Source organism: Thermogladius calderae 1633 (assembly GCF_000264495.1).
Classification (GTDB): domain Archaea; phylum Thermoproteota; class Thermoprotei_A; order Sulfolobales; family Desulfurococcaceae; genus Thermogladius; species Thermogladius calderae.
In genome coordinates this window covers 1,152,789-1,173,741 of record NC_017954.1, presented here as the reverse complement: position 1 = coordinate 1,173,741, position 20,953 = coordinate 1,152,789, and the positions used below count along the sequence as shown (strand labels likewise).

General features: G+C 56.6%; 22 protein-coding genes and 1 tRNA gene. 13 read left to right on the top strand and 10 right to left on the bottom strand.

The annotated features are described in order from the left end of the window. Positions 1–2 precede the first annotated feature (2 nt). Complete coding sequence (locus TCELL_RS06300; protein ID WP_014737903.1) at positions 3–542, top strand: 2-oxoacid:acceptor oxidoreductase family protein; 540 nt, start codon at positions 3–5, stop codon at positions 540–542. 4 nt (positions 543–546) lie between these two features. Here the strand turns inward: TCELL_RS06300 and lysS are convergent, their stop codons facing one another. Next, on the bottom strand, positions 547–2,001 hold the full coding sequence (gene lysS / locus TCELL_RS06295; RefSeq protein WP_014737902.1) for a lysine--tRNA ligase: 1,455 nt from the start codon (positions 1,999–2,001) through the stop codon (positions 547–549). Between the two features lie 84 nt (positions 2,002–2,085). On the opposite strand from lysS, the gene TCELL_RS06290 reads away from it, so the two are divergent. Both TCELL_RS06290 and TCELL_RS06285 read left to right on the top strand, forming a co-directional pair. Continuing rightward, positions 2,086–2,158: transfer RNA gene (locus tag TCELL_RS06290), tRNA-Ala, on the top strand. Between the two features lie 61 nt (positions 2,159–2,219). Further along, positions 2,220–2,957, top strand: a complete 738-nt coding sequence (locus TCELL_RS06285; RefSeq protein WP_014737901.1) for a hypothetical protein — start codon at positions 2,220–2,222, stop codon at positions 2,955–2,957. On the opposite strand, the gene TCELL_RS06280 is transcribed toward TCELL_RS06285, so the two are convergent. Continuing rightward, positions 2,929–4,632 (bottom strand): type II/IV secretion system ATPase subunit, encoded by a 1,704-nt coding sequence (locus TCELL_RS06280; RefSeq protein WP_157864766.1) that lies wholly within the window; start codon positions 4,630–4,632, stop codon positions 2,929–2,931. The two genes, TCELL_RS06285 and TCELL_RS06280, sit on opposite strands and share 29 nt — an antisense overlap. A gap of 93 nt (positions 4,633–4,725) precedes the next feature. Here TCELL_RS06280 and TCELL_RS06275 point away from each other — a divergent pair, with 93 nt between their 5' ends. The 8 genes from TCELL_RS06275 to TCELL_RS06240 all read left to right on the top strand — a co-directional run bounded on the left by TCELL_RS06275 (position 4,726) and on the right by TCELL_RS06240 (position 14,240). After that, positions 4,726–6,492, top strand: coding sequence for a type II secretion system F family protein (locus tag TCELL_RS06275; protein WP_014737899.1), 1,767 nt, complete (start codon positions 4,726–4,728; stop codon positions 6,490–6,492). Then, positions 6,485–7,249 (top strand): hypothetical protein, encoded by a 765-nt coding sequence (locus TCELL_RS06270; RefSeq protein ID WP_014737898.1) that lies wholly within the window; start codon positions 6,485–6,487, stop codon positions 7,247–7,249. The genes TCELL_RS06275 and TCELL_RS06270 overlap by 8 nt, the downstream gene beginning before the upstream one ends. Positions 7,250–7,399: 150 nt before the next feature. Continuing rightward, positions 7,400–8,146, top strand: a complete 747-nt coding sequence (locus tag TCELL_RS06265) for a hypothetical protein (RefSeq protein ID WP_014737897.1) — start codon at positions 7,400–7,402, stop codon at positions 8,144–8,146. After that, positions 8,146–10,734, top strand: a complete 2,589-nt coding sequence (locus TCELL_RS06260; protein ID WP_014737896.1) for a DUF2341 domain-containing protein — start codon at positions 8,146–8,148, stop codon at positions 10,732–10,734. Before TCELL_RS06265 ends, TCELL_RS06260 begins: the two co-directional genes overlap by 1 nt. Further along, positions 10,731–11,864: a hypothetical protein gene (locus TCELL_RS06255; RefSeq protein ID WP_014737895.1), complete on the top strand. Its 1,134-nt coding sequence runs from the start codon at positions 10,731–10,733 to the stop codon at positions 11,862–11,864. Before TCELL_RS06260 ends, TCELL_RS06255 begins: the two co-directional genes overlap by 4 nt. Further along, on the top strand, positions 11,861–12,241 hold the full coding sequence (locus tag TCELL_RS07355) for a hypothetical protein (protein ID WP_014737894.1): 381 nt from the start codon (positions 11,861–11,863) through the stop codon (positions 12,239–12,241). The genes TCELL_RS06255 and TCELL_RS07355 overlap by 4 nt, the downstream gene beginning before the upstream one ends. Next, on the top strand, positions 12,241–13,560 hold the full coding sequence (locus tag TCELL_RS06245) for a hypothetical protein (protein ID WP_014737893.1): 1,320 nt from the start codon (positions 12,241–12,243) through the stop codon (positions 13,558–13,560). Before TCELL_RS07355 ends, TCELL_RS06245 begins: the two co-directional genes overlap by 1 nt. Positions 13,561–13,637: 77 nt before the next feature. Next, positions 13,638–14,240, top strand: a complete 603-nt coding sequence (locus TCELL_RS06240; protein ID WP_014737892.1) for a site-2 protease family protein — start codon at positions 13,638–13,640, stop codon at positions 14,238–14,240. 32 nt (positions 14,241–14,272) lie between these two features. Here the strand turns inward: TCELL_RS06240 and TCELL_RS06235 are convergent, their stop codons facing one another. The 7 genes from TCELL_RS06235 to TCELL_RS06205 all read right to left on the bottom strand — a co-directional run bounded on the left by TCELL_RS06235 (position 14,273) and on the right by TCELL_RS06205 (position 18,679). Further along, a complete protein-coding gene (locus tag TCELL_RS06235) occupies positions 14,273–14,926 on the bottom strand; it encodes a hypothetical protein (protein WP_014737891.1) in 654 nt (217 codons plus the stop codon). Position 14,927: 1 nt separating this feature from the next. After that, positions 14,928–15,305 (bottom strand): hypothetical protein, encoded by a 378-nt coding sequence (locus TCELL_RS06230; protein ID WP_014737890.1) that lies wholly within the window; start codon positions 15,303–15,305, stop codon positions 14,928–14,930. Continuing rightward, the gene (locus tag TCELL_RS06225; RefSeq protein ID WP_014737889.1) at positions 15,298–15,726 is read right to left on the bottom strand and encodes a hypothetical protein; all 429 of its coding nucleotides are present in this window, start codon (positions 15,724–15,726) and stop codon (positions 15,298–15,300) included. Before TCELL_RS06225 ends, TCELL_RS06230 begins: the two co-directional genes overlap by 8 nt. After that, a complete protein-coding gene (locus tag TCELL_RS06220) occupies positions 15,719–15,973 on the bottom strand; it encodes a hypothetical protein (protein ID WP_048163345.1) in 255 nt (84 codons plus the stop codon). Before TCELL_RS06220 ends, TCELL_RS06225 begins: the two co-directional genes overlap by 8 nt. A 10-nt stretch (positions 15,974–15,983) precedes the next feature. Beyond that, a complete protein-coding gene (locus tag TCELL_RS06215) occupies positions 15,984–17,474 on the bottom strand; it encodes an HD domain-containing protein (RefSeq protein WP_014737887.1) in 1,491 nt (496 codons plus the stop codon). 67 nt (positions 17,475–17,541) lie between these two features. Further along, a complete protein-coding gene (locus TCELL_RS06210) occupies positions 17,542–17,736 on the bottom strand; it encodes an HTH domain-containing protein (RefSeq protein WP_014737886.1) in 195 nt (64 codons plus the stop codon). Positions 17,737–17,827: 91 nt separating this feature from the next. Further along, positions 17,828–18,679, bottom strand: coding sequence for a V4R domain-containing protein (locus TCELL_RS06205; protein WP_014737885.1), 852 nt, complete (start codon positions 18,677–18,679; stop codon positions 17,828–17,830). Between the two features lie 181 nt (positions 18,680–18,860). Here TCELL_RS06205 and TCELL_RS06200 point away from each other — a divergent pair, with 181 nt between their 5' ends. Beyond that, positions 18,861–19,328 (top strand): archaellin/type IV pilin N-terminal domain-containing protein, encoded by a 468-nt coding sequence (locus TCELL_RS06200; protein WP_048163342.1) that lies wholly within the window; start codon positions 18,861–18,863, stop codon positions 19,326–19,328. Positions 19,329–19,504: 176 nt separating this feature from the next. On the opposite strand, the gene TCELL_RS06195 is transcribed toward TCELL_RS06200, so the two are convergent. After that, a complete protein-coding gene (locus TCELL_RS06195) occupies positions 19,505–20,185 on the bottom strand; it encodes an ACT domain-containing protein (protein WP_014737883.1) in 681 nt (226 codons plus the stop codon). A gap of 109 nt (positions 20,186–20,294) precedes the next feature. Here TCELL_RS06195 and TCELL_RS06190 point away from each other — a divergent pair, with 109 nt between their 5' ends. Continuing rightward, positions 20,295–20,918 carry a LysE family transporter gene (locus TCELL_RS06190; RefSeq protein ID WP_014737882.1) on the top strand — a complete coding sequence of 208 codons (624 nt, stop codon included), beginning with the start codon at positions 20,295–20,297 and terminating at the stop codon, positions 20,916–20,918. Positions 20,919–20,953 lie beyond the last annotated feature (35 nt).

Sequence of the window (20,953 nt, the reverse complement as noted above, 5' to 3'; positions counted from 1 at the left end):
GGTTGAGGCACGAGATACTCATCGTCGGGAGAGGGGGCCAGGGCGTCCTGCTACTAGGCAGGCTGATCGGCCTGGTGGCGTCTAAGTACATGAACTACTACACGTCCGGGACAGAGCACTACGCCTCCGAGACGAGGGGCGGTGAGAGCAGGGTCGACATGGTCATAGCTGACAGTCTCGAGGAGGCCTTAAACTTCGTCTCCGTCACTAACCCTTACGTAATGATACTCCTGTACCCCTACAACCTCGAGAATTACCTCAAGCTAGCCCGGAAAGAGACGTTCGTCTTCCTTGACAGGACCTTCTACCAGGGGGAGGTCAGAACAGAGGCCAAGCTCTACGCCCAGGAGTACACGAGGCTGGCAGAGAGGCTGCTGAACAACCCGAGAGTCGCGAACATACTCCTCTTGGGCCACGTCGTCAAGGTAACGAACCTACTGCCTCTCGACTACGTGAAGATGGGTATAGCAGAGATACTGGACATGAGGTATCACAAGGCAAACTTCAAAGCCCTCGAGGCCGGCTTCAACCTCCCCGCTTGAGCGCCTACTTCATCATCGGGAAAGATATCACTTCTTTTATCGACGAGACTCCTGCTAGAACCATGCTCACCCTGTCTAGCCCGACTCCGAGCCCCCCGGTAGGGGGCATCCCGTACTCCAGCGCCTCCACGAAGTCCCAGTCGAACGGGTGCGCCTCCTCATCACCTCTCTTCCTCCTCTCCTCCTCGGCCTTGAAGTACTCTGCCTGTAGAACCGGGTCGTTAAGCTCCGTGTAGGCATTGGCGATCTCCATGCCGGCGATGAACAGCTCGAACCTCTCTGCTAGGTCAGGGTTGTACCTGTGGGGCTTTGCCAGCGGCGATGACGACCTCGGGTAGTCGGTGATGAACACAGGCTGAACCAGGTACTTCCTGCCCACGAGCTTGTCGAACAGCTTCACTATAGCCCTCCCCCTGTCGTACCCGCCTGCCAGGCTTATCTCGTTCTTAGCCAGGAGGTCTCTGATCTCGTCGTCACCTAGCTTCTCGACGTCTATACCGGCGTACTCCTTGAAGGCCTCGTACATAGTCATCCTCTTGAAGGGGCGTGAGAGGTCTATTCTCTCTTTGACGTCTCCGACGGGTACCTCGATGACATGCCTACCCAAGACATTCTCGGCCAAGTGGCTTATGAGCTCCTCCGTCAAGTCCATCATGTCGTTGTAGTCCGCGTAGGCCTGGTAGGCCTCTAGCATCGTGAACTCGGGGTTGTGCTGGGCGTCGATGTCCTCGTTCCTGAACACCTTACCGATCTCGAAGACTTTGTTGAACCCCCCTATAATGAACCTCTTCAAGTGTAGTTCAAGGCTGATCCTGAGGTACCACTCGGTGTTCAGAGCCCATACGTAGGTCTTGAAAGGCCTAGCCTCCGCACCACCGTAGATCGGTTGTATAACCGGGGTCTCGACCTCGACGAAGCCCTTCCCCCACATGAACCTCCTCGTCTCCTCCAGAACCTTGAACTTCACTTCGAGCACTCTCCTAACGTCTGGTGTCAGCATTATGTCGAGGTACCTCTTCCTGTACCTGACCTCCGGGTCGAGCAGCCTGTGCCCGTACTTCACAGGCGGTGCGCGAAGGCTCTTCGCTAGTAGCTGAAGCCCCCTGACGTCTACGGTCAGCTCTCCTCTCCTAGTCCTGTACAACACCCCCTTCACGTTCACGAAGTCTCCAAGGTCAACGTACTTGTCGAAGAACTCGAAGACGTCGCCAGTCTTGCTCTTGTCGATCGACGCCTGGATGCGTAGCCCGTCGTCGACTATGTCGAGGAAGACAAGGCCCCCGTGTCTCCGCACGGCTGCTATCCTGCCCGCTACAGCGACTTCGGCTCCCTCCACGGGGTTGTCTAGGATACTCCTCAAACTGGCCGGTTGGTAGAGGGGCTTGTGGGGGTATGGGTTGATGTTCTTCGAGATCAGCTCCTCTCTAACACGCTTCCTGTGCTCGACCTCGCTACTCAACTAAGCACACCCTTCTACTATGTGTATAGGCGGAATCGGCTTGATTGAAGTATTAAAATCCTCCTCTTATTTAAATAGTATTAAGGGCCGGTAGCTCAGCTGGAAGAGCGCCGCCCTCGCACGGCGGAGGTCCCGGGTTCAAATCCCGGCCGGTCCACTTCTCGGGGGCTTGCTTATAAGTAACCGTAAGTATAATTCTAGCCTCAGGGCTGTGTTTTTTGGTCACAGAGCAGGAGATTTACAACCTCATAACAAGGCTCAACATAGACTACTCTAGACTGGAGTTGCTGAAAGACCTGAGCGCCGAGGCTAACCTCCTCCTCAGGAGCAAGCTGGTCAAGGTCGTCAAGCTGGGCTACGACGACGTCCTGAACATCACGTCTCTCAGCCCAGACAAGAACATACTAGTGACCGTGAGACTCGAGGACTACAAGTTCACCGTGTACATCGAGAAGGGGGTTCTAGTCTCTTCTTCAATGGTTAGCCTCACACAGTCCTCAACGAGAGTAGCGGGTTTAAAACCTCTCGTGGTCTTAGCTATGTCTGCTAAAGACAGGCCTGTTACGGCATACGTCTACGAGGTGCTACCCCTAGTGGAGGAGGAGAAGACTAGTCAAGTACCCGAGAAGCCGAGAGCCGAGGCCCAGAAAGGTGAGGCACCCAGTGTGCAACAGTCTCTCTTGGCCGTGGAGGCCGAGAAGATAAAGTCGTTCAACTCAGAGCTGGAGAGACTGGTCAACGACTACTCCAGCTTCTACGGCTGTAAGGTATTGTCGTACGGTGTCTCTCTATCAAAGGGCGTGCTCTACGTGAGAGTGAGCGTTAAGAGGGCGGGGTTTATGAAGAAGTGCGAGCACTTGAAGTTGAAGGAGGCTATCGAGAAAGACCTCGAACTCCTGGCCTCAAAGTACGACGTCAATATACCGGTCAAGATCCTTGTTTCCCTTGAGCAGTAGACCTCCCCCCGGAGGATATCTCGATAGTCTTCTCGATCTCGATAGGGGTCTTCTCGGCGAGTCTCGGGATCTCCACGTGCGCTTCTTCCAGCTCTCCAAGAGCCCTCTTGTAGACCGCCTCGGGGTCATGGTAGTAGTCGAATATGATCCCTGCTACATCCCAGGCATCGGCTATCCCTCTAACCCTCATCCAGTTTAGGATGGTTGCCTTCCTCTCGATCTCCTCGAGTATGTCCTCGAAGTCGAGGCCCCTCTTCTCGGCTATGTCTCTGAGGTGTATGCTCTTCGAGAGGTCTACTATGAAGCTGTCCGTCCGCGGGTCCCACTGCGCGATTTTGATGTACTTGTCGGCGTCCTCAACCTCCTGTAGTACTGTCACCCTCCTCCTCACGGAGACAACGCCTTTCTCGACTCTTGTGAGGACTCTCTGTATGTGTATGAACACGTTCATCAGCTTCATGTAGGCCGGCGGTATGTTCATCGGGGGGCTTGTGAGCCTCTTTATCGCGTAGTCGAGTGTCTCGGCGTGGATGGTTGAGAGGCCACCGTGCCCAGTCGCCATGCTCTGGAAGAGCACGAAGGCCTCCTCCCCCCTGACCTCGCCGACGATTATGTAGTCTGGCCTGTACCTCAGGCTGAGCTTGACCAAGTCGTAGAGCCTAACGCTAGTCCCGACGCTCTGGCCGACCACGAAGGTCTCCCTACTGGTTAGCTGCGTCCAGTTGACGTGGGGGAGGTTGAGCTCCGGCGTGTCCTCGATCGTGACGATCTTCTTTCCAGGCTTGATGAACAGCGAGATCGCGTTCAACAACGAGGTCTTGCCGGCACCAGTGCCGCCGGCTACCATCGCCGTCTTGCCGTGCTCGATGAGCGTCCAGAGGTAGGCGCCCACCACCGAGTCTATTACCTTACCCTCGATGAGCTCGACGGGGCTGAAGGGCCTCTCCCTGAACTTCCTTATAGTGAAGGTGGGTCCCTTGACGGAGACCTCCCTCCCGAACGTGGCGGCGAGCCTGTGCTTCTCCGGTAGCATCGCGTCGACTATCGGGTAGGCCACGCTGATGTGCTTCCCGGACATGTGGGCTAGCTTCATGACGAACTCGTTCAGGTAGTCCTCGCTCTCGAAGACTATGTTGGTGGGGATGCTCTCGAACCTCTTGTGCCAGACGAAGACCGGGGTCTTGACGCCGTTGCAGGATATGTCCTCGATGTTGGGGTCTCTCATCAGGGGGTCTATGGGGCCGTAGCCTATCAGGTTCCTCTCCAGGTAGTACATCAGCTTGATCCTACGGGAGCCCACAAGCCCCAGCTTCTCCTTGTACTTGTCGGCTATCCTCTGTATCTCCGAGTAGACGTACTCCCTTAGGTCCTTGACAACACCGGGTCTCGCCGGGGGCCTCATCTCGTCCATAACGATGTCCGTGAGCTTCTCTAGGACCGCCCTGTCTTCCTCGGTCAGCCCGAACTCCTCTACATAGTACACAATGCCTTCCTTAGTCTCTGCGACCGTGACCTTGACAAAAGGCTTGTAAACGTAGTAGGAGTCCAGGACCTTAGAGCCCGGCTCCCTAATCAGGAGCCGCAGGGGCTCCTCGACCGGTGTTATGGCCTTGACGAGCTCGCCCAACTCGCTCCTCGGCTTCCTCACCCTCTGCAAGGGGAGTTTAATCGACAGTTTTGGCAAAAGCTCCCTCCCGACAATTATATTTCTTGTTAGCAACAATATAAAGTTGGGGGTTGTGATATTTAACTGTGTGAGGGTCGCTTAATGGGTTTTCTCGACAAGGTGTACAAGTGGTTTGAGCCCCTAGGTCTGAAGATACTCGACGTTTACCCGTCTATCAGCACCTCTATCAGGAGGTCAGACCTCCACATCCACCCTCCCGTCTACGCTTCCCTGATCGTCTTCTCCCTGGCAATCTCCACGGGGGTCGCAGTAGCCCTCCTCGCATTAGCCGTCGTCTTGAGGTTCGTGATCTTGGGAGTCGTAGTGGTCGTCTTACCCGCCCTCGTCTTCCTAATCTTCGTGGCCTACCCGAGCCTGCGCGTCTCGAACAAGGCCTCGGCTATCGACACCGAGTTCCCTTACACTATGAGCTACTTGAGCGTCCTAGTCCAGAGCGGTATGAGCCCGTACGTAGCGTTCGAGAGGGTGGCGAGGAGCGGCAAGATAATGCCCCACAGCGCTGAGATAGGGCAGAGGTTCACGCTACTTGTAAGAGTCCTCGGCAAAGACCCCCTGACGGCTTTCAGCTTACTAGGCGAGAGGTCTCCCAGCCCTATCGTGAGAGACGTGCTGGCAGGCTACGTCACAACGGTGAGGGCCGGCGGCGACGTGATCGACTACTTGAACAAAAAGGCTAGAGCCCTATTCAACGACCTCCTCGTTAGAATCAAGATAACAGCCGACAGGCTGGGAGGCCTCCTCGAGTCCTACCTCGCTGTAGTCCTCTTGACGCTCCTCACAATGACGGTCATGTACTTCGTCACACAGAGTTTCGCCGGCGTCCTCCCCTTCGGTTTGACTGGTGGAGGTATGTTCATGCTCTTGTACATACTCCTACCCCTCTTGTCCTTTGCCGTCATCTACTTCGCCGACCTCCTCCAGTTCAAGGAGCCCTGGATGGACTGGAGACCCTACATAGTCGCGCTAGGCCTCACAATGCCCTTAACAGCGCTGTTCCTGTTCTTCGGCTGGGTCCTATACACTAGTATACCCCCCTACCACCCCCTCAAGTACAACCCTGTCCTTAGCGGGATGTACCACATGTTGGTCTGGCCGGCGGAGCTCTACCACTTACCGAGCTACACCTACGGCAGCGTAGCTCTGGGTATGGCTCTGATATATGCCACCATCCCAGCGGTCGCCTACTACGAGTACGTCTCGAGAGAGTACAAGATCATAAACGGCATCACGAGGTTCATAAGAGACCTGGTCGAGGTCAGGAAGACTGGCCTCTCCCCCGAGAGGAGTATTCTCGAGCTGAGTAGGAGGAACTACGGTGTGTTCACTAGCTACCTGAGGAAGATAGCTCTCGAGCTAGAGCTGGGTATACCATTGGGGAGGATCATAGACGAGCTCCTCAGGAAGATAAGGGTGTGGAGGGCCAAGATCCTCCTGTACATGCTCACAGACAGCATCGAGGTAGGCGGCGGCACCATCGAGGTACTCGAGTCTCTCGCCGGGTTCGCAGAGAGCGTTGAGGCAATGGACTTGGAGAAGAAGCGTAGCTTGAGGACGCTGATGATAGTACCTTACATGGGCGCCATACTCTCGTCCATGACCGTCGTACTGATGGCGAGCTTCATGGGGCAACTCCCAGTAAGCGTCGGTGCCTACCAGGCCGCTGCTAGCCAGGTACTCCCCAGTATAGTACTGAACAGCTACATAATGGGGCTTGTCGCGGGTAAAGTGGCAAACGAGTCAACGGCCTCCGGCTTCAAGCACGCGCTTATCTTAACAATAGCTTCGGTCGCGTTCTTCGTCCTCACGCCGATGTTCGGGGGCGGGCTAGTGGGAATGGCTGGTGGTTGAGCTGAGAGGGCTTAGCGAGGCAGTCTCGGCAGTAATACTCTTCGCCGTCACCCTGAGCATATCTGTAGCCGGGTTCATGTACGTGATGTTCTACCTGGACAGGAACCAGGCCTCTGTAGAATTCGGCTACGTCAAGTCCGTGTTCAGGAACATAGCAGTCTCAGCCCTAGAGCAGCCGTTCAAGCTCGAGTACAGCTACCCGTTTAACTACGTCTCCATAGGGTTCACCACGAGGTCCTTCAACCTCACGCTCGTAGTCAACAACAACCCGAGGGTAGTGGGGAACATCACGGCTCTAACAGCCGTAGTCAGGAGGAACCTCGTACAGGGATTCAACATCGTCTACGGGGTCAACTCGAGCTTCTTACCTTCGGGACACCCTGGTATGCTGGTCTACGAGTACTACCAGCAGGGCGCGAGCTTCCTCGTCTTAGACCCATCTGTAGTAACATACCAGGTAGTCTACGTGAACTCCACACAAGGCGTTAAAGCCAGGGTTACCTTCATGGTATCGAACTTCACAGGGTTAAACAGGCCTGACCGGCCACCCGAGGTATACGGGCAGGGCCTGCTAGTACTGAGGCACGACCCGAGTAGGGACGTCGACATACTGTACACCAACGTAACGAGCTTGACCATCTACATAAACGGTAAACAAGTCCAGCTACCACCCGACATCCAGGCTGCGTTGTCTAGCTCGAGCTACGGGATAGAGGTCGAACTCCGGATCATCAAAATAGGTGTAATGGTAGGCTGACACTTGGCTGGAGAGAAAGGAGAGTACGCTCTAAAACCCGAACAAACCCACCGGTCTGCGTGCCAGGACTCAATTTTGGACTATGCGAGGAAAACTTAATTTAGACATTTGCACAAGTCTAAAAGTAATGGCTGGGTAAGGTGTGCTAGTTTGAACGGTGTCTCCGAGGTTTTTGCCACCGTTATAATGACGGGCGTTCTGCTCGCTCTGCTCTCTATTGTTTTGGGCTACTCTTACTTAACTGGCTTCGGCAACGTTTACAGAGCAGAGTACATCTACTACAGGCAAGTCCTTCTAAACATGGCGACCAACATGTACTACGTGCTGAACGGCGGCGATTACGTAGTGACCTACCCCAAGTCCACCATGGCCCTGGGCTACAGGCAGTCTGGCTACGTGAGGGTATACGTGAACTCGAGCACAAGCCCCGTCCTCGAACTACCGTGCTACTCTGTAACAGCCGCCTCCTACTCCACGTACACTCAGTCCTCACGCTACCTTTACGGAAACGGCTCTCTAGTAGTCGACGATCCAAGGCTCTTACCCAGCGTGAGGGAGTTCTACGAGAACGGCTCGGCCCGGATAGAGCTGGACACCTGCCGTCTCTACGCGAGCGTCCAGGCGACCTTCGACAGGTTGGGCTCGTTCTACTACTTCAACGTAGTGGTCGTAGTACTCAACCCCGTGCTAGCCCCGGGCAGGGGGTTCGCCGAGGTGTACGCGTCCAGCTCCTCTACTTACTGGTACTCGAACGTCTACAACCTCACAGTAGTGGTGAAGAGCCCGGCCCTCAGTAGCCCGGCTACCCTGGGGCCGAGGGACATATATAGCCAGTACACGGGTGGACCTGTGACAGTCTCGCTCACGGTAGTCAACGTAACGGTGGTGATGGGCTAGTGCCGGCCCCCGTCCTCACGCACTTGATAGGCTTCGCGGCATTGATAGCCGTCTTCGTCGCGCTCTCACTGTACGCGTTCACCACAGTCGACGTAATGAACAGGAGGAACATGGAGAACGTGCTGAGCGCTGTCTCGTCTATTCTCGCGGGCTCCCTCAGGAACCTCCTGATATCGGGTGCCAATGGTAGCCTCCTTACGCTCAACCTCCCGGTTGAGGTCTACTACGGTGCCGGCTACAACGTCTACATCGGTAACGGTAGTGTTCTAGCACAGTACTTCCCCACCATTAGGCAGAGGGCCGACTACGACCCGACGGCTCTCTATGTGGTGGCCGCTGCACCAGACAACAAGGTCTGGTCTGTCAGCCTAGTGCTGAAGCCCGCCGACCTCCAGGGGAGGCAAGTGATGGTCGCGACGGGGAGCTGGGTCTACAACGCGACGCGTGTGGGCTTCGACCCGAACACCGGCTACGCGGAGTCGGGGGTTCCCTGGCTGTGTAGGGAGGCCCTCTACGTCAAAGAGAACTCCGGGTTAAACCTCACGAACTACCTGGTGAGAGTAGTGTTTAACCCGTCGAGCCTCCGCTGCACCTACGGTCTCCTCAACTTCACACCCTCCTACAACGACTTGAGGTTCGCTGACAGCGACGGTGTCACGCCGCTCAGGTACTGGATCGAGTACTGGAACTCCACCAACGCCGTCGTGTGGGTTCAGGTCCCCTACTTAGCCGCCAAAACGAACAAGACGATATTCATGTACTGGGGTGCCCCCCTTGCGACGTCTAGGAGCGACCCCGGGGTCTTCCCGGTGTTCTACAACTTCAGCGGCGTGGATCAGCAGTCGATACAGAGTGCGTGGGGCATACTACCAGTGAACGCCACTAGCTGGAGCATAACGCAGTACAACCTCAGCGGACTGTCGGGCGTGGCGGTTAACGCGACCTTCCCCGGCAAGACATCCCCCACGCTGCTCACGTTGTTTTACAAGACACCCTTGACGCTGACGCCTAGTGGACAGGGCGTGATAGTAGAGGGCTACGGTGCGCCTCTCACACTGAACGACCAGGACTGGAGGCTAGCCCTCTACAACATAACAGGCGGGTTACAGTGGTTCGGTGTACAGTTCATCCCCCCTGTCATCGACCCATTCGTCAACCTCTCGAACTACACGGTCATCTACGGTAACTGGAGCATAGTGTCGTCAGAGTCGGATACCCTCTTAAACGCCTACAACTACAGTAAAGTCACGATCTCCAACTCGGACTACTGGGCTGCTGCGATAGTGAGGTGGAACCCGCCGTCCAACGCCCCTAGAGGGCAGGAGGAGTACCAGGTCCTGTTCAAGGTCTTGGTTAAACCTGACGATGTCCTGAGAGGTCTCGTATTGGCCCAGGACACCAGCCTTTTCAAGAACTTCTTCGTCGCGGTGAACAGTAGCGGCGAGGACCTGGAGCTGTGGATAGGCGACTTGAACAACGCGAAGACCTGGACCAAGGTCGACTCTGCTAGCCCGAAGGGCTTCGACGAGCCCTGCTGGGTGTTCATATACGTAGACATACTCGGCCCAGGAGTCTCAAACCACCTGACGGTCAGAGTCTACGACGCGGAGACTGGGAGAACGCTCCTGTTCTATTCGAAGCAGAGCGGCCTAATACCCTCAGACCCCAACTACGTGGGAGCCGTAGCAGTCTCCCCCTACAGCATTTACACGCCAGAGAACTCCCTCTACGACGACCTCGTAGCCGCTAGGTACAACACGGCCCAGCAGACAGTCGACTTGACAACCATAACCTTCGTAGGACTGCCGGCCGGCTGGAGCGTGACCCTGTTCAGCGACAACCTGACGTACAGTGCAGTGGCGAACGAGAGCGGTGTAGCCGTGGTCGACGTCTCCCTGAACCCCATCCTGGGGGTCACGACACCAGTTTACATAGTCGTCTACGACGACCAGGGCAACATCGTGACGACCTTCGTCTTGAACCAGACTATATCAGGTGGTACAGTGTTCAGGTTCCTACCCCAGCTGACACAACCTGTCCAACAGTACGGGGTGGCAGTCCACGCATCCGGCCAGCCTGCCCAGGGGGACACCCCTCAGTACACGGTCGTGTTCAAGAACTCGAGTCTCGACGCTTGGCTGAACACCAACATCCCTGTAAGCATAGGCTCTCTGGCTCTCGCGGGGGTCGCCTACTTCAACAGCACAGCGTACTACGTATTATACAACACTACAGCCTACTACATCAACTCGTCGTACAGCTACCTCTACCTGTACAGTGTTTACTACGGCTACGTAGACACGGGCCTAGTGGTAATAGGGACGGCGAACGGGTACAGCAACTTGAAGACAGTGCCCACGTCCGGCTTCTACTACTACGTGAGAGCGAGGCCCTTCGTCTACCCCGAGCCCTCGGTGTACTTCGGCCCGGTAGAGAGCGCATCGCCGCCTTCTATGCCTGTCATAAGCTACTCTCTGAGGCCGGTGGTTGTCTTCGGAAGCAAGCTCCTAGTAGACGTGGCACTGGTTGTCACGCCCTCGGGCGACGAGGTTGTCGTTGTAATGGTCAAGGGGGCGAGGAGTAGTTGAAGGAGATAGTCGAGTACGTGCTGGCGTTCATAATACTACTCTCGGTAATACCGGTCTTCAACATGATGGTCAACGTCTACTACAAGCCCCTAGTCAGGACGCCCCAGACGAACGTGGTAGACATATACGCCACGGCCGTATCGCTCGCCCTTAGCAACGCGTTTTCCAACGGTAACCTTACACCGGAGCTTCCGGAGCTCTACAACAGCATTGTGAGCTACGTCAAGAGCGCTGTGGGCGAGACCATCTACAGCAGGTACGGCTTTAACGCCACTGTTTCCTCCGGGATCACGGGCGTCACCGTGAGCGGGGGTAGCCTGGTCGTCAAGACCCTATACAACGGGACGCTCGCAGTACTATTGGTATTTAAAGGCGGCGCTTGGAGCACGCTCTCAAAGGCGAGCCCCGACGCTTTCGACCCTAGCTCGGGGACCTACACCTACACCTTCACGCTCCAGAACACCCCACAGGCTGTTGTGGCGGTCCTTGAGTCGTCCTCTGCCAGGTTCGTCAACTACTGGTTCCAGGACCCGTCCGCGTCGGCCTACCTGTACTCTAGTTCAGGGAACGTGATGCTGGCGGTCTCTAACAGTCTTCTCTCAACAGTAAAGGCGTACAACCACCCGAACTTCTCAACCGTGTACAACACGACCCTGCTCTACTACGCAAACAACACGTTCAACGCGTACAGCTCGACCTACTACGAGCCGCTCGTATGGGTCGTCTTCAACCCGGGGAGCTACGACAACGTGACGCTGAACCGGAGTAGCATAGGCTACTACTCGAGGTTGACTGGAGCCTGGAACTCGACATACAGCACTTTAAGGACCTTCGTGGGCGAATCCCATGTCACAGTCAACTTGACGTGCCAGTGGTACTCCGGCAACTACTACTGCTCGAACCCGGTCTACGTGAGTAGCTGGGCGAACACCAGGAACCTCACCCTCCCCATATCCAACCTCGTCATGACGGTACTCTACGACGGCTCGAACTCGATAACGGCACCCGTCTACAGGGGGGTGTTCAGCGTAGGCGAGAGACCGCCCTCGAGCGGCTATTGGGAGACAACCTTCTACGTTAGGCTCGGCGTATTCGACTACGTAGTAGACGTGAAGGTGTGGCAGCGGTGAAGGGGCAAGTCCAGATAATCGCATCCATCGCCGCGATAGGGCTCCTCGTAGCCGTAGCTTCCATCCTCTACTTGAACTTGTTATCAGGCGTCTCCTCCTACAGGGTGATGGAAGTGGGGTCTAACGTCTACAGTGTCATAGGCTCCAAGATGACGTGGAGTGCCTGCGAGCTGGCGTACGCCCTGAAGAACTCTACGGGGGTCTCCTACGTGTTCGTGAATGTGACAGTGATCGACCTCCAGACCGGGAGGACTCTAAGTGTGGACTACTGCGAGCTGAGGTCGTCTCAGTCCTCCAGCTACTACAGGGTCTACACGTACATGAGAGAGACGAGAGATGGGCTCGTATACTTCTACGTTGTGAGGGTGGCTCCGTGATGAGGGGGGAGATGCCCGTAGTCGTGGCCCTAGCGCTCGTCCTAAGCCTAATAGTGGCGACCATATACTACTCGACTTCAACGTTAAACTACGTGTCCACCCCCTCTGGGTCCGAGCAAGCGGCTTGGGGCGTGATAGGGGACGAGATCGACTCGATCATACTGTCCACGTTAGCGAGGCTCAGTAGTAACGCGAGCTCGTTGTTCACGTCTACCTTCTGGGGCAACTACGCAGAGTACTTCAGCTACCAGTCATCCCTGGTTCGCTTTAACAGCAGCGCGAAATATGAGTGGTACTACGACCCCGTCTCAGGGAACTTCCAGAGGTGCCCTACTTCGATGAGGTGGGACGTCGTCTACAACTACGACGACTACGTGTGCTACGGCCTATGCGAGTCCAACTACACCTCGCGGGGCTTCAACCAGTCCTTCGCCAGGTTCTACAATGCTGTCAATCTCTCGGCCCAGTCCGTGTCCACGCTCCTTGCCTCTAGTCTCTACAATACGGTGAGGAACTGGGCTGGGCTCATGAATACCCTCGGCTACACGGTGTACCCCTCGGGGGTTATAGTGAACGCGTCCTACGCCACGACTATAGCCAGCAACATCACTACGGGCTCCTCCTACAGCAGGGTCGCGCTACGCGTCAACGTCACTGTTGACGTATACAACCCCTATCTCGGGTACAAGAGGATTACGAGGTGGGTGGAGATAGGCTACACAGCTGTCTTCCAGCAGGGTTACTGGAAGTACGACGGGCTCTACCTACCCGTCTACGTTACAGCCTACGCGAACTTCAACGGCGTCCCTTCAAGCTACATCGTCAACCCGAACACGACTAGGTTGACAGTATACAGCGGGAGCCTGGCCCTCTTGAACTTCACGCAGACAAACAAGGGTAACATAACGATGACCCCTGTAGCAGCGTATTACTACGGGAACGGCACCACGTACCTCGTCTTCAGGATACCAATAAGCCCGAGCTACTACTGGCCCTGGCTCCAGGAGGTCGCTGTCTGGAGGTATCTCGTGTTGAGCTCAGCCTACTGCGACGACAGCTACCCACCACCCTACAGCCTGTCACTCCCCGACCCAAAGCAGCCGGCACTGGACATGTTGAGGAGGAAGGTCACCGTGGCCTTCCTCTGGGCGGGCCTCCTAGGGGTCGAGATATACGGGTTCAACCTACTGACCGGGCTGAAGCTAGTCTTCAAGTTCTATGTCAACACCAATCCGCCCTCATATGACTGGGTCGACAGCATACCCTTCGACCTGTTCGGCGACGAGAGAGCCAGCTTCCCGCCGGGCACAGTAGTCTAGCCCCACCTCGCAATTCTAGCTCCTGGCAACGCTTTTTACGCCGAGAGCCAATCCCTCTACACGGGAGCTGTCTAGCCATGAGCTGGCTGCTGGGTCTCAGCGAGCCGGTGGCACTTTTAATAGGGGGCGTAGCCGTCTCACTGGCCTTCGGCTCGGGCTGCCTACTGGGGGGCAGCCTTGCCTGTTTCGCGGTAGCGGCGGTAGCTTCTTTCCTGGCGGTAATACCCCACGAGCTGGCTCACAGGAACACGGCTAGGAGGATGGGTTGCTGGTCGAGGTACGTCCTTTCCCCTATAGGGCTCCTCGTCACGCTGGCGACTTCGCTCCCTTTCGTCCCGGTGAAGTTCGTGATGCCAGGGTTCACGCTGGTCTCGCCTCTCACATACGACAGGGAGGAGTTGAGGAGGATAGACGGCCTGGTCAGTTTAGCGGGGCCGCTCTACAACATCGTCGTCTCCATCGTCTCGGTCAGCATACTCCAACTCGCGCCCGGTCTTGTAGGCCCCCTGCTGGTGAGCCTCCTCTACAACGTTGGCTACGTTAACGCCTGGGTCGCGCTCTTCAACCTGCTCCCAGTCCCGCCGCTAGACGGCTCGAAAGTCTTGAGATGGAAGCCCGTAGTCTACCTCGTGGTGATCGCTGTCAGCGCCCTACTCTACTTCTTCTACTTCACCTGGTAGGCGAGGCAACGCACGCGGCTTAGAGTCAGGCCCTACTCTTCAGCACTTCTACTCATGTTGTAGAAGAAGAACGCTAGGACGATGTATGCTAGGAGGCTTGTGAACATGACCACGAACTCGACTATATTGAAGGGCAGGTATAGCTGGCCGAGGCTGCTCAGCGCTGTAGTCGTGTTTAGGCTCCCGTTGACGAGGCTCTCCCTAACAGACTTGATGCCCGCTTCTATCCAGGGCAAATAGACTAGGGGGGCGAGTAAGAGGAGGCCGTAGGCGATTAGCAACGCCGGGGCTACGAGAGGGGGCCTCCCGTTGTAGAGCTTGCGGAGGAGTATGAGCCCCGTAGACTCGAAGAGTAGGCCTATGGAAGGTACCACCAAGGTCACTACTGTTAGCGGGCTCTCCAGCTGGTTTTCAAGGGCTACAAGCGCGTTGGCCATCTCGCTCGAAGTCATGTTCTCAGACAAACCCGTAACCTGCTGGGGAGGTGTCAGCACCAGAGTTACGTTTAATCCGATGATCGCGAGTACACCTACTAGAGCGAGTATAAGAGCCCTATTCTTAGACCACTGGTATAGCCTGAACCACCCGTAGGCAGAGACCACAAAGCCCGCTAGGGAGACGATGGGGAAAACCCTTATTACGTAACCGTACATGAGCGCCCTTAGACCTGTTTGAAGCCTGCTCATCTCAGGCTCCTTTAATGCTCTTAATGTAGTTCTCCAACTTTCCTATTATAAGCCTAGCCCTCTCCTTCTCCATGCTGTTGACGCACTGCTCTAGGAGGCTCAGCCTCTTCCTCTTGTACTCCTCCGGGCTCAGCCTCCCCTCCGCGAGCAGCTGCTGTATCTTGCTCAGGCAGTCCTTCTCGAAGTCCAGAGACCAGGGGGCCATGATGTAGATGTCCTCGTATCTCGGGTCAACCCGCCTTATGACCACGAGCCCCGTGAGCTCGCTCTTCGCCACCAGCTCTCTCACCTGCGCTAGCTCGCTAGCCTCGAATATGAAGGCCTCGTAGTGCTTGAAAGCCTTCAGGACCCTCTCGGCGAGCTCCAGTATGCTAGGCACCCTCGTCACCCAACTTAGTCTCCTTCACGGGGATCTTCAGCTGCTCCACGAACAGCCTCACGAGCCACGCGTAGACAGGGCTCCCCACGCTCCTCCGTAGGCTTCCGTCGACGTACTTGGCCTTGTAGACAAGCTCGCCGTTGTGGTTGAACAGCAGGATATACCCCTTCACCCTCTTCAGGTAGTTCCTAACCATCCACACGTAGATGACGAAGTCCCCTTTCTCGACCCTCAAGCTGACCCTTTTAGCCCTACCCCTGACGTACACGGGCTTGGCCTCGGAGGATGACGCGATGTACTTATCGCAGGGGAGTATCCTGGAGGCGGCTCTCGAGTACACGTAGACGTTGCTGTACAGTACGTGCTTCCCGCTCTTGCTCTTCGAGGACTCCACCTGGAACTCTCCCACTACGCTACTCACGGCCACCACCAGCGATCTTCAGGACCCCCCCTTTGAACTCTACTACAGGCCTCTCGACGTCCACGACTATTGCCAGGGGCTCTTTAGCCAGCTGCCTGCTGAGGGAGACCTGCTTGGCCGTTATCACGACGTTCTTGACCTCCTTGAACTCCCAGGTCTCAGCGAGCCTCCCCTCGTCGCTGTAGTAGAAGGCCTTAACCGCGTACTCCTCGAACATGGGGTAGAGGTAGAGGACGACCTTGCCCACGGCCGCCACCTCAAGAGGTTATCTTCATGTGCTGGTAAGCCTCCAAGTCGACGGCCGACTCTGGGATCTCGCCGGCCAGCTCCTCGAGGTAGTCGTTGACCACAGCCGAGAACCTGGGCTCGTAGTCCATGCTGTACTTCTCCCTCCTAACGTAGCCTCTAACCAGCACCGTGAGCGGTAAGCCCTCCGCGACAAGGTCTAGCGGGTTGTCCAGCACTATCCTGTTCCCCGACACCTCGCAGGTCCCGAGAGCTATGAGCGGCTCTCCCTTGAGCGAGTAGATCACGCTCCTAGGTAGCGGTGTAATGTCCACGACGTCCACCCAGATGTCCTCCCTCGCCAAGCCGACAGCCCCCGCGAGCTCCTCTTCGAGCTCTCGTCTCACTCTCTCCCTGATACTCTTATCGTAGGCCAGCCTCAGGACTTTAAGCGTGCTCCAACCCCTCTTGAAGGGCGTTACCACCACCTCCCTCCCCACCCGCTTCCACGACGGCTTCCTCTCAACTAGAAGCGCTCTCGCAAGCTGGCCCACCCTACTTCCCTCCCTCACCGACTCTCTAAGCATCAGGTCGTAGAGCCCCGCGTCCGTCAGGAGCAGGAAGTCCCTCACCTCCCCCCTGGCAACAGCGTTGACGGCGCTCCTCAACCCGAGCTCCTCGTCGAGTAGCACGAGTATGTCGTAGAGGATCCTGTCGAAGGCCCTAGCAACGCTGTGGTAGTAGACGTGGTGGTACATGCTCGCCTTGGCGGTCATGTAGGCCTTGAACTCCCCGAGCCCGCCCCTCTCCAGCACCAGCTCCGAGACGTCCCTGGGGTTAGGGTAGGTGTTCTTGACCAGCTTTTCGTAGTTGATAGACCCGTACTCGCCCGTGCCCGCGTAGTAGCTGTCCCGCCTCAGGAAGTCCAGGACGTCGGCGGGGTAGTAGCTGTCCTTGATCACCCTCCTCACAAGCCTTAGGACGGGTGCGCGGGGCTCCTCCGGGCCGAGCAGCTCCTCCACTACGCCCGCCAGGTCGCTGAACCCGCTCCTCTTACCCAGGCTGTCTACTAGGTCCTTCAAGGTGTGCCTGTACACCAGTAGCCCCACTCTCTCGTGGTTCGCGACCTCCGGCTCGACGCCCCCACGCCAGAGCACAGCCTCTTCAAAGGTGTGGCCGAACGGACCGTGGCCGATGTCGTGGAGTAAGCCCGCTAACCTGCCCGCCTCCACGAGCTCGTCTATACTGTAGCCACCAAGGGCCTCGGGCCCCACGAACCTCACAAGCTTCCTGAGGACGTCCTCGGCCATTATGCCCGCGAGGTGCATCACGCCTATACTGTGCTGGAACCTCGTGTGGACTGCCCCCGGGTAGACGAGGTGGGCTGTCTGCAACTGCAGTATGTACCTGAGCCTCTGGACGGGGAGTGTGCCTAAAACCCTCTCCTCGATCTCCTTGTTGTAGTAGACGTGCCCGTAAATAGGGTCGCTTATCTCCTTCCAGGAAAGGTTGCTAAGGCTCAACAAACCACCTTGTGGGAAAAATGGTGTTTAGGTGGCTAAAAACGTGATGGCGGTCGCGGTACGAAGGCTACTTCCTCTCCTTGTATACCCAGCCCTGCTCGGTCCTCACGGCCAGCCCCGCCTTCTTGAGGTCCTGTAGCCTGCCCCTCACAGTGTTGTAGTTCAGGTTTGTCAGCTTCTGTATCTCTTTCGGCGTTAAAGGCCTCTTCTCTCTCTTCAAAACCTCGAGGACTATCTCCTTGGCGGTCTTAGTCTCGGACACTCCACACACCCGATCTGATCCATTGGATCTAGGGATCCTTTAAAACAGGTCGGGCTTTTAGAAAGGGGATCTAGGCTGAGATGGTGTAGCCCTACCCGGGGATCGCCTCGTACATCATAGCCCTGAACTCGCAGTGGTGGTCGCCGCGCGCTATGCACTTCTCCTCGACGACCTCGACTCTCCTACCGAAGACCCCTTCGAGGAACCCCTCGATCAGCCCGCTAGTGAAGTGCCCTGTTGGTCCGATGAGTCCAGCCTCTTTAGCTGCCGCACACTCGAAGTTGTCCTTGACCTTGAACCTGACCTCCAACCCGCGTACATCGTACTCCGCGTCCCCCAGCCCCAGAGCCTTGAACATGTCTACGAGGAAGTCGAGGGAGAGCTTCAACTGGGCTTCGGGGGACTGCGGGGCCGACATAAGCGAGTACACGCCCTGGTACACGTACCTCCCCACGCCCCTCCCGGCGAACCTGAGCACGCTGCTGTGTTCCGTCCTTCCGACGCTCCTAGAGGCCGTTCTAAGGGCCTCCGCTACCATCCCCGCCGAGAGGACCAGCCCCCTCTCGTTTAAGAACCTGAGCTCGCCCAGCTTCGGGAATAGGAATATGTCCATGCCGCTCGCCGCTTCCACCGCGAGGACGGTTTCTCTCATCCCCTCGAGAACCCTCTTGAGCTCCCCCGCGCACTTCTCGTCGCAGTCCTCGAGTATGATCAGGAGGTGCCCCCTGTCCCCTGTCACGAGGTACGGGGTCGTCACCTTGACGATGTTGATTCTCCTCTTGGCGATCTCGTCCACGATCCTCGCTACTACACCGGGCTTGTTAACAAGCTCTAGGAGGAGAGCAGTGTAGTACTTGCCACCCGCGTATATCGCGGTGTCAACCTCGATACTGGGCCCTCTACGCCCCCGCAGGGGCCTACCGCCGAATAGCCTCCTAAGCATAGCTGTCGACCTAAATAAAATCTTGTAAGGGGCGGGATAAAAGTGTTGAGGTAAAGGGAACATTTATGGTGAAAAGAGACAGTTTAATACCCGAATATTACCCTAAGCAATCTCCGCAGGAATATTATTGTAACACTTATAAGTTAAGCCAGCCAATACTACTATACCGGGGGTGGAAAACGTGAGGGCAATAAGCCCGGTCATAGCCACCGTCATCATCGTCGCGGTGACAATAGCCGTCGCGATCGCTGTAGCCCTCTGGATGACAGGCCTGGTCGGGGGCTTCACCGGCACCGAGAACCTCCAGATAGTCAACGCCTACGCTCTGGCGAGAACCGGCGGGGCGGGGTGGGACGTATACCTGTCCGTTAAAAACGCTGGTACAACGACGGCCACGATAGACCAGATATTCGTGAACGGGATACCGTACACGTCCATAACGCTAACATCTCCAGCAGGGGCCACTATATCACTCGCGTCTCCGACCCCCTTACCGATCACGCTCTCTCCAGGACAAGACACAAGTATACAGCTGTACATCCCGAAAGGCTCTGGCCAGGCGCTGGCGTTCTCTCCTGGTCAGCAGGTCGAGATCAAGCTACACACCGCGAGCGGCAAGACCTACCCAGTCCAGGTCGTCCTCCCTTAGCGGCCTAGGTTTAATTACCACAGTTGTTTTTCCCACCCGTTTTTCGCGTATCGCCTGGTGCCACGTTTGATGAGGGGTTACAACTAGTTAGCATGGGGTAGTGTAAGGGTAGCTGAGGAGCTGGGCGTAAACGCGTTTAGTAAAGCCAGAAGCCCTTCCGCCATAGAGACGTGCCGTCAAACCCGCCTCCCAGACTTTTTCCTGGCCCTCGAGATCGCGTCGTTGAGTACGTTGAAGGCCTTCATCGTGTCCTCCGGGGAGACAACTATCACCGTCTCGCTGTAGCTGGAGGTTATCTGTATAATGTTTATCCCGGCCTGGGCGAGGAGGCTGGTTATGTACGCTATTAGCCCCGGCGTGTAAACGTTCTCCACGGGGCTCACGAGGACTATTGCTGTAAGCCCTCCCTGGTGGAAGAGCGGCCTAGACCCAACGCCCTCGGTGAATAGCCTAGCCTGCTCGTCGCCAACCATCACCGTCACGTTCGTTATACCAGTGACCACCGACAGGAAACGGGCGCCCTGGACGCCCGAGACGACACGCAGCACGTCTCGGGTCGAGCTCGAGTCGTAGGTCATGACGGTGACCCTGGTCTTCACCTCGATACTCGTCTCGTTGAGGATCTTCTCGACGCTCGACACGTCTAGCGGGCTCATCTTCCTCGACAGCCTGACAAGGGCCACTTTAATGCTCTCGACAGACGCGTCGAAGCCCAGCTCCTCGTCTACCACGGGTTTGATCATCCTGGCCATACTAGAGTAGTTCGCGACACCGGACGCCAGACACTCTTTGAGAAGCGGGCTGTTCTCAACGATCCTCTCGACGACACCCGTGATAGACTCCTTCTTCTCCTCCACGGCCGCACACCATTGGTTAGTGTTCTACCTGTTTCAACACTGAAACAGGATGTACATACACGCTTATTAATCTGAACCACTTTAAAACCCTCCCCAACGGCGTCTAGACATGAGCGTCAAGAAGAACCTCCTCAGCGTGATGGCGGTTAGCTCTACTGGCGCCCTTGCACCGGGCCCACTCTCCTTTACCGCAGTGGCCTCGGGGGCCTACGTAGGGGCTCTCGGGGGTCTCATGATAGCGACAGGGCACATGGCCTTCGAGCTACCCTTCACCATGGTCCTTGCGAAAGGTGTAGGCGGGGCTCTACGGAATAGGAGAGTCAGGCTCGTCTTAGACGCTGCTTTCGTCGCCTCAGCCCTCTACTTCTCCTACCTCACGTTCAAGTCCGCACTAGACCCCTCCAGCAGCAACGCCGCGGGGGCCACGACTCTCCTGTCGGCACTCGTAGCGGGCTTCCTGTTGACAGGTTTGAACGCTTACTTCATAGCCTGGTGGCTGACTGTCGGCCTCCCTGTAGTGAAGGTGTTCAGCGAAGCCCGCTCGCTCGCTAAGCTGGGGTACTACGTCTCACACGTCTCAATAGACTACGCCTGGCTCACCCTCCTCTCGTTCCTCGGGTTCGTAATCTCCACGCAGTTCTACACGCTGATGTTGATCGGGATAGGCGTGGCCCTATTAGCGATGGCTGCCAGGCACCTCTACGCGGCCGTCTTAAAGCCCCTCCTCGCATGATCTATCTGTATGTTACATTTGTTACACGTTCACGT

Excerpts from the sequence above, each read along its gene's own strand:
- TCELL_RS06275 (WP_014737899.1), top strand. The coding sequence starts at position 4,726 with ATGGGTTTTCTCGACAAGGTGTACAAGTGGTTTGAGCCCCTAGGTCTG.
- TCELL_RS06245 (WP_014737893.1), top strand. The coding sequence starts at position 12,241 with ATGAGGGGGGAGATGCCCGTAGTCGTGGCCCTAGCGCTCGTCCTAAGC.
- TCELL_RS06240 (WP_014737892.1), top strand. The coding sequence starts at position 13,638 with ATGAGCTGGCTGCTGGGTCTCAGCGAGCCGGTGGCACTTTTAATAGGG.
- TCELL_RS06235 (WP_014737891.1), bottom strand. The coding sequence starts at position 14,926 with ATGAGCAGGCTTCAAACAGGTCTAAGGGCGCTCATGTACGGTTACGTA.
- TCELL_RS06205 (WP_014737885.1), bottom strand. The coding sequence starts at position 18,679 with ATGCTTAGGAGGCTATTCGGCGGTAGGCCCCTGCGGGGGCGTAGAGGG.
- TCELL_RS06190 (WP_014737882.1), top strand. The coding sequence starts at position 20,295 with ATGAGCGTCAAGAAGAACCTCCTCAGCGTGATGGCGGTTAGCTCTACT.